This is a genomic window from Alteromonas sp. ABH4_456 (assembly GCF_056160645.1).
This window is the reverse complement of sequence record NZ_JBSWXO010000002.1, coordinates 413,531-426,501: the sequence shown is the minus strand read 5'-3', so window position 1 is coordinate 426,501 and position 12,971 is coordinate 413,531. Positions and strand designations below refer to the sequence as shown.

Here is a 12,971-nt window from a genome sequence, read left to right as displayed (position 1 = left end):
GCTTGCACCGGCAGAGCCTATTTTAGCTGGTGCGGACAATCGTCAGGGAACGTGCGCCCAGCAGATAAACGGAGATTGAGTGATATGAAACTCACAAAAATAGCCACCGTAGTGAGTGGCGTGATGCTGCTATCCGCTTGCGGAGAAAAAAGTACAACTAACGTAACATTGCCACCCGATCCGGCGTTAACCGGTGTGTTTGTTGACAGCCCGGTTGCCGGCCTGGGGTACCGTTCTGAATCGGTAAGCGACGGCACGACCAATGCTGACGGAGAGTTTTCTTACTTCCGTGGTGAACAACTGACTTTCTTTATCGGTGATCTGGTTTTTCCGGATGCGCCGGCCTCCAGCGTGATTTCGCCGCTGGACTTATTTGCTACCGACAATGCGTTTAATCAGCCGGTAGTGAACACACTGCGCTTATTACAATCACTGGATACCGACGGTGATCCGTCAAACGGTATTACCTTAAGCAGCAGCGCAGCCGCGGCGGCAGAAATGTTGTTGGGAGATGGCGAAACCGCACAGGATTTCTTTGCCCAGTCTGATACAGACTTTGCGGCTGATGTGGAAGCATGGCTGGGTGCTGCGGGCGGTGCAAGCAGCACCTTAATCAGCAAGTACGATGCGATTACCCATTTCGTGAATTACCTGGAGACAGAACGGGGTACACTGTTCCCCAATACCTTCGATGTGGATTTATTTACCGGTTCGGTTTATGCACCGGTGCGAAATGGTCGTACGGTGACGCAAACATCTTATAATTTCACCCCTGCGGATGAGACCAACTTAAACGGTACCTACACACAAACCCTGGAGGACGGGGAGGTCAGCGGCGAATATCATTTTGCTTTCGGACGCAAAGTGCTGGTACTCACATCCGGTGACAACGAAACCTGGCTGATATCCCGCGCGTTCAACACCGTTAATCAGGTTTACAGTCTTTGTCAGGGGGAAATGACCGCTGACGGACCGTCGATGGTGGAATTAGTGGAGCAATGCCTGGCTGAAGACGATCCTATGAGCGCTGTATTTGCATTCAGCGAATCTCAGGCGCAGGCAGAAAACGAAAGGTTGGTGGAAGCGGCCAATGCTGTTCAGGCGGCGCTGGAAGAGAACTTCGATACCGATACCGCCACCTTCTTCTCTTCATCCTACAAGCGTTTGTCTGATGATCCTGATTCCGGCCCGCTGTATGTGAAAACCGGCGGCAGCCCTGTTGTTGATCCTGCTACCGGACATCTTATTTTAGAAGGTGATCGTTTCAGTATAGGTAATGCGGCAGCAAATCCGTTAGCCAATACGTCAGGTTCTGACACCGTGGGCACGGGTATTTATAACCTCAGTGAAGGTTTCACTATCAGTTTTGACGTTGTTGCCAATAACGGCGCAGGCACGTTCTCGTTGTATGTGGATAACAATACCACCGGACAGGACAATTCTGTTCACGGTGCTGCAAGTAAGTTTGTCAGCATTGGTCTGGACGGCGACGGTTTAGCGCCGGGGACCCGCTTCAGTTATACCTATGAACCGGGCGCAGATATCAGCGGCGGCGATCCTGCTGCAGAGGATGCGAAGATCCTCAATCCGGCTGTGACCAACAGCTTCTTCCAGTTACGTACTGACTCCAGCGCGTCCATTACGCTGGATAATCTGCGCATAGAAACCGTGGCCGATGCGGTGGAGCCCGCTGAGCCTGAAGAACCGGTGGAACCGGAAGAGCCGGAAGTTCCCGTAACCATTCCGCGGGTAGATTTACCACAGAGCTATACCTTTTCCGGCACTAACGAGGATATTTTCTCCGTCAGTTTTGCGGCTGCCGAAAACGCTGCCGGTGAGTCTGTACCAATGTTCGTCAATACCGGCGGTTCAGTTACCCTGGTTGAAAACGGCATTCAGCTGGATGGCGGCCGGTTTACACTGGGGAATACCGATCCTGATAACCTCAGTGCGGCAGACAACACTACTGCCAGCGGGGCGCTGGACTTGAGCCGTCCTTATAACGTGGTGTTTGATGTCGTCTACGTGGAAGACAGTGAAGGAGACAACAAATTTCAGATTTATGTCGACAACAACACGTCAGGTAGCGCCAATTCTTATCTTGGCGGTGATTCCCGGTTCTACAATGAGCTGGTGACAACATTAACAGCAGGCACCACACTGAGTGTGCCCGGACAAATCGCCGGCCAGAATTCATATCTTCAGTTCCGCACTGAAAGCGGCTCAATTGTTGTTATCGACAATATTCGCATTGAGTATGTTCAGGCAAATACTCTGCTGGAAGAGAAGTTTGAAACGGACACCAGCACCCTGTTTTCCGCTGAGTACAAAAGTACCGGTGGTGACGGCAGAGTGCCGTTCTACAGCATTACCGGCGGTGGCAGCGGTCTGGCCATTACAGATGGCGAACTGTCCATCGACAGTGCGCGGTTTACGCTGGGTAATACCACGCCGGATACTGAAACCACCGATGCGGATACCGTCACAACGGGTGTTCTGGATTTAAGCCGTGAGTACACCATCAGCATGGATATCGTGTCTGTTGCGGATACGGAAGGTAATAACAACTTCATTATCTATGCTGATAACAACACCAGCAGCAGCGGTAAGTCAGTGCATGGCGGCGCATCGAAGTTCTTCAGTGAACCGCTTACTAGTCTCACACCGGGAGAGCGGCTTACTGTCGAAGGTTTCATTGCCTCGTCCTCCTCGTTCCTGCAGTTACGGACTGAAAGCGGGGGCAAAGTGGTTATTGATAATCTGGTATTGTCGTATACCGGCGACGCAGCGTCACCGCAGGTATTCAGTTGTGACAGCGAGCCGGCTTTGTACTTCTGTGATGATTTCGCTGACGGCTCGACGGAGAACTTTAATCTGCTTTCCAATATTGAGGGCAGTAACGGGCCTCAGGGTGTATTCGATATTCTGGATGATGACGGTAATAACGTACTGCGTTATACCGCCGGCGGAGAGGGCGGTGAAATCTTCCTGCTGACAGACGCGGCCATGGCCGGTGTGCCGGATTCCGGCGACTACTTTGTCGAAGCCCGTATCCGGCCCCGTCAGAACAGTACCACCCGGAATAAGCAGATCTTCCTGCTGGGTCGCTACGACAGTGCCGGAAACTGGTATGGCGGTGGTCTGAATGTGCAGAACTCTTCTTCCAGTACGCAGGTGGAAGTGGCAACCAGTACCGGTGGCAGTATTTCCCGTCCGGTACAGAAGAAATCGCCGGTTTTGCTGGGTGAGAAAGACGGAACAGACGGCACCTGGTACCGGGTGCGATTTGAAATGCAGGGTGAAAACCTGACGGTTTATCTTGATGGCGAAAACATGGGGACGGTGGCAGACAGCCAGTATTCGGCAAAAGGCCTGGTTGGCATGTTCACCAACAACCGTTCGTTTGAAATCGATGATATTAAGATTGGTGATCCCACCGTCAAACCGGTACAGCTGACGCTGGATTATAAGGAGCCGGGCTGGGAAACGACCACCAGCAGTGATCCGCTCTATGTGTATGTGACTGCGGTGCAAAATGACGGTGTTACTGACGACACCTTTACAGCCACAAGCAGTGACACAGCAGTTGTTGATGTTGAAATCGACGGGCCGACAGTGGTGCTGACGCCTGTGGCAGCCGGTTCATCCTCGGTAACGTTTACTTCAGGTTCAGACAGTACACTGGTTAAAACCATCACCGTAGACGTAGCTGAAGGTTTTGTGATGCCGGCAGGCGCGTATGGCAGCCTCACCGGTGACACCGTGCCTTACGCCGGTAAGCAAAACACCCACATCGATACGTCTCTGGCGCTGACATTTGATGATGTGCCCGTGTTAGGTGACGTGGGTGAAATCCGTATTTACGATGCCAGCGACGATACTGTGGTTGATGTGATCAACGTTGGTGTGGACGAAGACTTTATCGGCTACGCCGGTCAGGAACGTCAACGTAAAGTGTATTACCGCCCTGTTCAGGTAGACGGCAATACGTTGCTTATCAAACCCCATAATCATGTGCTGGAATACGGCAAAGACTACTATGTGGCGATTGGCGAAAACGTTGTAACCAGCGGAACTCTAAATGGCGAAGTGTTCACCGGGCTGGGTAAAACGTCCGGCTGGACATTTACCACCCGCGAAGCTGCACCGGAAGGTAATGCGCTGGTGGTAGATGACGATGGTGAAGCTGACTTCAGAACCGTGCAGGGCGCGCTGAACTACGTAATGCAGAGTGTACCTTCTGGTGAAGCTGCCACCATCACTATCATGGCCGGTGAGTACGAGGAAATGATGCTGCTGCGGGACCACGATAACGTCACCTTACAAGGGGAAGGTCGTGACAATACCGTGGTGTATTACAATAACTTTGAAAGCTTCAACAGTGGCAGCGGTAAGAGTGAAGCGCCGGGCACCGGCACACCATCAGGTGGTCGCAGCGTTTTCCTGATTGAGGGCGTGGATAATCTGGTGCTGAATAATTTTACGCTGAAGAACAGCCATATTCGCAGCAGTGAGTACTCTAATCAGGCTGAAACTCTGTACTTCAACAGTGATAACGGCCGTCTGACTGCTACCAACATGAACTTCATCAGTGAGCAGGATACCCTGCTGCTGAAAGGGTACAGCTGGTTTTATCAGTCGCTTGTTGCCGGCAACGTAGACTTCATCTGGGGTTATGCGAACACTGCTCTGTTTGAAGAAAGCGAAATCCGCACCATCGGTGATTCCAAAAACGGCGATCCGACTCAGGATACTTCCGGCGGCTATGTACTGCAGGCCCGCGTACCGGACATCAATAATAAAGGGTTTATTTTCTTAAACAGTGAATTTACCCATGGTCCGGGACCCATCGGCAACGACGTACTGGATAACTCCACGTACATTGCCCGAAGCGGTGGTAGCAGCGAATATTTTGATAACATCACGCTGATCAATAACCGCTTTGATACTCACATCGCGGATATCGGCTGGGCCGGTGAAGGCATCAATAGCCAGCCTGCGTCTAACCCGAATCCGGCAACGGCGTCAGCCGGCTGGCGGGAATACGGCAGCATGGACATGCAGGGCAATCCGCTGGATCTCTCTTCCCGTCAGTTTGGCTACGTGCTGACTGCCGGTGACGTGACAGGTCTGACGGATCGCGACAGTATCTTCGCTCACTACAATAACAATGAAGGCTGGATACCGTCGCCGTTAAGTGCACCGGTTATCGCAGAGGAACCTGAGGCTTTAGCCAACGGCTTTGCAGCTTATAACTATACGCTCACCGGCGGTGCCGGAGGTACGGTTGTTACGGTAGATAACGGCGCTGACCTGCAGGCCGCACTGGATACCGCAGCATCAACCAATACGCCGGTGACAGTGTATGTAGACGGCGTAATTACCGATGCCAACACAGGTGGTACCGGCAGCCCTATTGAAGTTCGAGATATGAACGATGTGTCCATTATCGGTGTGGCCGACCGTGGCGAGTTTGACGGAATCGGTATCCTCATCAAACGGGCCAACAACGTGATCATTCAAAACCTGAAAATCCATCACGTGTTAACCGAAGGCAAAGACGCCATTGGCATCGAGGGTGATAATGACGGTTCGACGACCAGTAATATCTGGATTGACCACAACGAGTTGTACAGCACGTTATCGGTGGATAAAGACTTCTATGATGGTCTGGTAGACAGTAAGCGTGGCGCGAAAAACATCACCATTTCGTACAACTATCTGCATGATCACTGGAAAGCATCCCTGCATGGTCATACCGAAAATGATACGGACAGTGATAACACCGACCGCTTTATCACTTTCCACCATAACCGTTTTGAAAATATTGAGTCCCGTTTACCGCTGTTCCGTTATGGCTACGGACACCTGTACAACAACTACTACAACGGTATTTCCTCAACGGCCATTAACTCCCGTATTGGTGCAGAACTGCAAATCGAGAACAATGTGTTTGAGCAAACGCAAAACCCCATTGTGTCGTTCTATTCTGACGTAATTGGTTACTGGAATACCGCCGGAAACGTATTCGGAACCGGTGTCACCTGGACAGAACCTGATGCCGGTGATGTATCAGCCGGACCGGACGCTGAGCCGACTTCCAGTTACTCCGTACCGTATGATTACACGCTGGACGATGCGGATTCTGTGAAAGTGAGAGTCATTAATCATGCCGGTGTGGGAAAAATTTCCCAGGACGCCGAAGCGATTCCCGAGATTGATTAATTAACTATCAATACCTTAGTGACAAACGCGCCTCCAACGGTTTACAGGAGGCGCGTTTTTATTTGTAATTCAAATTAGTCCAACTTTTTTTGATATGGGTATGTAAATGATAATTGATGTCATTTGCGTTTGTGTTAATCTTCAGCCTCCTTGAAGGAGGTTATTATAAAAATGAAGATTTTCACATTCAGACATACACTTATCTTATCTGCAATTTTTGGGTTATCCGCATGCGGAAGCAGCGACAGCAATAATGCCCCTGAATTTGATAACACTACCTATACTTTCACCGTTACTGAGGATGAAAGTTTAGAAAGTAGTGTTTCTGCCACAGATGCTGATGGTGACACCCTAACTTATACACTTGCTTCTTCTGCCAATAACGGCACTGTTGAACTGAACAGTGATGGCAGCTTTACCTATACGCCCGACACAAACTTCGCCGGTGAAGACACTGCATCTATTGCTGCAACTGATGGTAAACTATCAGTCACAACCTCACTCGCTTTCACAGTAGAAAACGTGAATGATGCACCCGTCATTAATACAACTTCGCTGACTGTAAGTGCTCAAGGTGCAAGCACAGGTACTATTGATGTGTCAGATGCGGACGGTGATGAAATTACCTTCGCTATTGTCTCACAGCCAGAAAATGGTGTGGTGACAATTGATAGTAGTTCTGGCGATTTTACTTATACGCCAGATGACCTGGAGCTAGTAGATGGTTCTTTTGTCGTTTCGTACACCGACGGCGTTATTGCAGAACCAATAGAGGCAGAAATCAGCCTCTCCCCATCATTTACTACTAACGCCGATAAGTTAAATTATTACTACAGTTCTGATTTCTCGCATCTTAAACAAGCTGAAGCCATGTTTAAAAATATTGGAGATGACGAAGCGCTAAACAAAGCAAAAACGGCACTCGCGGTAGGATATATAGCTGCCGGTTTCAGTGAACAAGCTAAGACTGTATTGGCAACTGTTACCACTTTGGATACCCAAGCCAGAGGTTATAGAAGTATCGCGAAAAAATTAGATGAATTTGGTGAACACGATACGGCAGATGATTATCGTGCTACGTCTCTATCTCTTTTTAATCAATATCTTGCAGAAAAGGGTATTGATAATTTTAGTAAAGACGATGCTGAATTCTTTACTGGTTTATTTAACGATTATGACGCCGCAGGGAACGCTGAAGCCGCTACTTCTGTAGTGTCCAGCCTTATTATTTATGCTGATGCTATTAACGAAGAGACCTATATTTCTACTTTTGCACAGGTCGTTGCTACCGTCTGGATCAATGTATCTGATCTTCAGGAACAGTATTTCGCCACAGGTGATGAAGATGACCGGCAGCTGGCCTTAAATACAACTAAGTTACTTTGGCAACTTGCCGGAAACATCGGTTACCGGACAATTTCAAGCGGTGAGTTCGAAGGAGACAAAAATTACAACTTGAGGGTACTTTATATCACTAGGGTTGCAGAGCATTTCTTCAATTTGAAAGAGGACGAACTTGCTAAACAAGCAATGGCAGATGCATTTGCGGTCTATGGCGTTTCTGGATACGACAGCGACTACATCGTAGAGGCTTATGAATCCGGGCCTGCAACCTTAGATGCCTACAGTGCTTTCGTAGAGAACCTAGCGGGTTTGTTTGCATACTACTATCCAGATGCCGAATCCAACCTTGCTCTGGATATGTTGGAAGAAGGAACGGCTAATTATATTGACGCAGTGACTTTCACCTACATTTATGAAGCGGTTCTGATCGCTGAAGTAAATGGGGACGTTGCCTCTGCGCTGGTAACAGCTAAGACATATTTTGAAGAAAACGGTGACTTACGTGATTACTACGAGTTTCTAATTCAGTACGGGGCTGATATTGATTCACGTTTAGCTGGTTTTCTGGCCAATCGTGGTTTTACTGATGCCCTTGAAGTTGTATTGGCGGAAGGACTAACTGTTCTTCAGAATGCAGATTACATTATGGAAGAGTCAGCACGTTATACGCTGGGTAGTTATGGTTGTGCCGGACTTACCAAATTATATGACCGTGAAGAGCTCGATGCAGCAGTTCCGGCACAGACATGCATGTCAATTTTCAATAACTATTATCTGCCCTCCCAGAGTAATGTCACTAACGGAACGACAGTAGACGGTTACGATTTTGTACTTAAAACGCTCGCACTGGCACAAGACAGTGAGAACGTTAGCAACTTTGCAGCAAGTGCTGGCGATATTACAGGTGCGCTGGAGAGTGATTACGATACGATTGAACTTTATGCCCTGTCTTCCAGCACACTTGCATCTTACGGATTCGCTGAAGTTGCTGTTGAACACGCTGAGAATGTATTCACTTTAGTGACTGAACTGCTGGATACAGTAGAAGGGCAAACGGAAGATGCTATCGATAATATGATGGGCAATTACTTCGACCTTAATGGCTCAGGTTCCCTTACTGACAGTTTCTATAACGTTTATGACACTAAAACTGGCTTACGACAGCATATTTCGGAGACGGAAGATTTTTCTTCGCTATTCTCTCTGTTCCAAACCCAGTTAGAAGCTTCACTTACCGCTCTAACAAACGCCTCTGCCGCTCTCACAGTTAATGAGCAGCAAAATCTGATTTCAGATTTAATAACTCTCAATGCCAATGCGGGGCTCTACGCAGAAGCAGAAGAACTAGTGGTTAGCGATGTTAATGAATTAGCTGAAGAATATGAGTTCTTTGCAGCATTATCTACAATCGTAGCTGAGCAGGATGATTTTCCGGGGATACTAGTTGCTAACGTCGATACCGACAACGACGGATTAGTAAATTTCTTCCTGCTTGACGCATCTGAAGAAGAAATTACTGCGTCAGAACTGATTGCAGATGAAGATTCTGATAACGATGGTGTCACGGATATCGAAGATCTGGCACCGCTTAATGCTGCGGAATAGATAATGACGCAGTATCGTAAAACGAGGGCGCCCTTCATTGCGGTAATACTTCTGTTGCCAGTAATGGCAACAGAAGCTTTTGCTCAGCAAAATGAAGACGAACAAGCAGAAGAAAGTAAAGCCGAGGATGTAGAATACATTGAAGTTATCGGTCAATACATCGGTATTGAAGTGCCCGAAACATTCGGCAGGTTTACGTTAGATGAAGATTTTATTCGCAACGCGCCAAAAACAACCGGTGATATTAACGATATTGTTGCATTGCTTCCGGGGGTGCAATTATCCGAGGATGCTCTGGCGGTTTCTGCTGCCGGCGAAATTCGTGCAAAACCGCTCTCAATATCGGGTGCACAACCCTGGCAAACCGGCTTTTTTATCAATGGAATGAATTACAACAGTCGAATTGACCCCGATGCATACAGTCGTTCAGAGTCATCAGTGAATGACGTGCAGGGAGGGCCACAAAGTTTCAATGTAAACAGTCAAATCGTAGAATCGATTGATGTATACGACAGTAATATTCCAGTTGACTTTGGTGGATTTTCTGGGGGCGTTGTGGATGTAAAGACCCGTAATGTAGCTGGCTTAAGCGAACCTCACTTTTCACTGGGATATCGGGCTTCTCGTAGCGACTGGAATGAGTACCATATTATTGAAAGTGATGGTTCAGATGAAAATCCAGAGACATCATCAGAAGAGTTAACCAGTCAGCTCCCTGTTTTTCAACAAGATAGTCTCAACTTGCTTGCTGAATTACCTATAGCAGAGGATCACGCATTAGTGTTGTCAGGAAACTACCTGAAATCGACTAAAAGTAAATTATCTTTATCAGAAACGTGGGATACGGAAAGGGAAAATATCAATCTGATGGCCACTTACTCTGCGAAGAATATATGGTTTGATACGCTGGATTTTTCATTGATGTATGCGCCGTATGAAAATCGTAATTTACTCACTGATGCATTGAATTCGGAGTTTACAGTTTCAGGGGGCGGATATGGAACAACACTAAATACTAAAAAAGTGTTTGATAGCGGCATTTGGCGCAGTGAAATTAGCATTGATTTCAGTGAAAACAGCCGCGAAGCCCCTCAGCACTATTTCCTCTGGTTAACAGCCAGAGGAAAGGAATGGGGACAGCTGAATAACCAAGGCGCGAGTGATGTGTCGAAAGAAGGCGGCTACGGTAACCTTGATAAAACACAGACTACCGCTCGTATGGAACAAAAGTTTCAATGGAATGATTTCGTTACAGGTGAGGTCGAGCATCGAGTAATGATGGGCGTGACACTGTCACGCCAACAATTAGCCCGTCAGCGAATCTCTGACAGCTATTATTATAATTCACCTCAGCAATATAGCGCCTCAGCAGGAAATAACCCGCTAAATTGTAGCGGCTACACCCTTGATTGTGTTGAGCTTGAAACATCAATGACAATAGAGGAATTGGAAGCTCAACTGGGGAAGTCTTTAGACTTTTCGAATCCTGAACATGTTCTCGCCTACAGCAATATTGTTACACAGACGCCTCAGTATTTTAGTTTCAGGCTGGTATATCCAAAGGAAGATATCGAAGTTGCAGTAAATCAATTTTCTGCCTATATCAATGACGAAATTAATTGGGGGCGTTGGAAGTTCCAATTGGGTTTACGTTACGACTATGACGACTTTTTTCAAAATCACACAATAGCACCGCGTTTAAGCGGAAGTTGGGACTGGTTTGACGACAACAATACGTTATTTATATTTGGTTTAAACCGCTACTATGACGCTGGTCTGGTAACTTACAAATTAAAAGAGGAGCAAGAACCTTACTATTCAGAATTCAGAAGTATTTTGAATGGCAGTCTGCAAGCATGGATCCCATCAAGTCAGGATGCCAACCTCAGGTATCGGTATGATGATGTTGATTCACCTTACAACGATGAGATTACTGTTGCACTGAAGCAAAGTCTGGGCGTTTTTGGTTATCTTTCCATAAGAGGAGTATACCGCTGGCAAAAAGATCAACTGGCAAGGGCGGAAGAGTCTGTGTTGGGAGAGGACGGTTATAGATATGCATATCAGGACAATAGTGGATACGGGACCAGTCAGCGAGTATCCATTGCCTGGAGTGGAAGCTGGGACAGGCATTCTTTCTGGGCGAATACAGACTTTAGCAAAACCAAGAGTAGCAATGATTCTTACAATGAAGTGGTTGAAGATGTCTCATTGGATGAGATCGTGCTCTATTACAATGATGGAGTAGCATCGTTAACAACCGTATCTGCCATTGCTACAATAAACACTAACTTCTCACGGCCGCTGAGGGTTAACTTCGGTTGGCACGGTCAATGGACAGAGCAGTTTTCTACTACTCTTAACGGCAACTATACCCAAGGCTACGATACAGCCGTAAATACAGGGCGTTATGAAACGAGTGGTCGCATAGCCTGGCTGTGCAGTGATTGTGGTGTAGACAGTTTTTTGGTACCGGTCTACAGCAAGGTCAGTGTAGCTTCGAGATGGCAGTTAAATCTGGCTGCCCGATATCGGTTAGAGACAATGAATTTTGGTGATCTGTCACTATCTGTCGATGCCACTAATCTGCTTAACGCTAGAACATATCTTATTGCTCCGGGGGCGGGTGGCGTGGAGACAGGCAGAACGCTTTGGGCTGGGGTCGAGTGGGATTGGTGAGGCTAAATGGCGTTGTATCTGTTCTTTCCGTGGCATTATTTGTCATCAAGGTAAATGCGACGCCGCAATCTCTTCGCGAACAGTATCAGGGAGCGGTAGAAAGCTGGCCAGTTGCACAAACAACAGATAATAAACCCCCAGAACAATTGAAAGCACTTATACGGTTGGTTCAGTCCGAGCCTGAAAAAGTTAGTCTTGGAAGAAAGCTATTTTTTGATACGAGGTTATCGAGGGATGGCACCATGTCTTGCGCAAGTTGCCATATTCCACATTTACATTTTAGTGATGGAAGAAGACAGGCTCTTGGGATTGATGGACAAGTTGGTAGGAGAAATACGCCAGCGTTGATTGAGATCAGCGCCTGGAAAAATTTTTTCTGGGATGGGCGCGCTTCGACTGCAGCTCATCAAGCACTTCTCCCAATTGCCGATCCGAAGGAAATGGATTCGTCGCCAGCAGAAGTGGTTGCGATATTGTCGCAGGACCCGGATATGAAATTAGCCTTTAACCGAAGTTACGGCGCAGGGAATATTACTGCGGAGCGACTGGCTGAGGCATTGGTTGCTTTCGAACTCACTATTCCGCCACCAGACACGCGATTTCAGCAGTTTCTTCGAAGAGTTGAATCTGGAGATAGCCAAGCAGTAGATAGCCTGACTGATGCACAACTTAGTGGTTTGCATCTTTTCAGAACTAAAGCCCGCTGTATGACATGTCACGAAGGAGCTTTATTAAGTGACAATGAGTTTCACAACACTGGGTTGAGCTATTACGGACGCAAGTTTGAAGATCTTGGCCGTTATCAGATCACAGGCAATACTGCCGACGTTGGTAAGTTTCGTACACCGACTTTGCTCGCACTAAACAGCACAAAACCGTGGATGCACAATGGTTTATTTACCGACCTTGAGGGCATTGTCCGAATGTATAACGCCGGAGGCTCGAGACCAAAACGAAGAGCTAAACACGCGAATGATCCGTTATTTCCTGAAACGACAGATCTATTACACCCTTTGAATCTCAGTAAGACGGAAATAGAGCACTTGGTAGCTTTTCTAAAAATACTGTAACCGGAAAAAAATGAAATAATGATGTAGTTACAAGGGTATTTAAAATGG

General features: G+C 47.4%; 4 protein-coding genes. All 4 read left to right on the top strand.

The annotated features are described in order from the left end of the window. Positions 1–84: 84 nt before the first annotated feature. The 4 genes from ACXAG2_RS04905 (at position 85) to ACXAG2_RS04890 (ending at position 12,923) form a co-directional block, all read left to right on the top strand. Complete coding sequence (locus ACXAG2_RS04905; RefSeq protein WP_474864928.1) at positions 85–6,225, top strand: pectinesterase family protein; 6,141 nt, start codon at positions 85–87, stop codon at positions 6,223–6,225. Positions 6,226–6,396: 171 nt separating this feature from the next. Then, positions 6,397–9,174 (top strand): cadherin-like domain-containing protein, encoded by a 2,778-nt coding sequence (locus ACXAG2_RS04900; protein ID WP_474864927.1) that lies wholly within the window; start codon positions 6,397–6,399, stop codon positions 9,172–9,174. Positions 9,175–9,177: 3 nt separating this feature from the next. Then, positions 9,178–11,853, top strand: a complete 2,676-nt coding sequence (locus tag ACXAG2_RS04895) for a TonB-dependent receptor (protein ID WP_474864926.1) — start codon at positions 9,178–9,180, stop codon at positions 11,851–11,853. Continuing rightward, positions 11,826–12,923, top strand: a complete 1,098-nt coding sequence (locus tag ACXAG2_RS04890; protein WP_474864925.1) for a cytochrome-c peroxidase — start codon at positions 11,826–11,828, stop codon at positions 12,921–12,923. Before ACXAG2_RS04895 ends, ACXAG2_RS04890 begins: the two co-directional genes overlap by 28 nt. The last annotated feature ends 48 nt before the right edge of the window (positions 12,924–12,971 follow it).

Coding starts and splice junctions, on each gene's coding strand:
- ACXAG2_RS04900 (WP_474864927.1), top strand. CDS start 6,397: ATGAAGATTTTCACATTCAGACATACACTTATCTTATCTGCAATTTTT.
- ACXAG2_RS04905 (WP_474864928.1), top strand. CDS start 85: ATGAAACTCACAAAAATAGCCACCGTAGTGAGTGGCGTGATGCTGCTA.
- ACXAG2_RS04895 (WP_474864926.1), top strand. CDS start 9,178: ATGACGCAGTATCGTAAAACGAGGGCGCCCTTCATTGCGGTAATACTT.